This is a genomic window from Corallococcus exercitus (assembly GCF_003611585.1).
GTDB lineage: Bacteria > Myxococcota > Myxococcia > Myxococcales > Myxococcaceae > Corallococcus > Corallococcus exercitus.
Map to the genome: position 1 here is coordinate 1 of NZ_RAVW01000948.1, position 383 is coordinate 383.

General features: G+C 64.2%; 1 pseudogene. It reads right to left on the reverse strand.

The annotated features are described in order from the left end of the window. Positions 1 to 311 (reverse strand): annotated as a pseudogene (locus D7W79_RS43025) (DUF429 domain-containing protein); the annotation flags it as partial. Positions 312 to 383: the final 72 nt, after the last annotated feature.

The window sequence follows — 383 nt, forward strand, 5'->3', positions numbered from 1 at the left end:
CCCATGTCGCGATCCTCGAGCACCGTGAAGTTCTCCGCGAGCAACTGTGCGACGGGCTCGATGTCGCTGTGCACGTACGTGATGATGCGGACGCCGACCTGATCGGTGATGTCGAGCGCCGGATCGAAATCGGTGTGCCCCAACTCGCTCGCACGTCGAGCGACCTTGTCCGAGAACGATGCCGGCGACTTCGCGCGCCCCGTGATCGACAGATAGTTGATGCCGGCGTCGTCGATGATCGAACGCACCTTGCGCACCATGTCGTCCGTACGCCGCCGCGTGCGGGGATAGCGGGAGGTGTACGTCGCCATCGCGCGTTCCAGAGACCGTCGGCTCATGAAGAGCATCCAAACAGATGCAGCCCGCGCACGTCACCTGCCGGC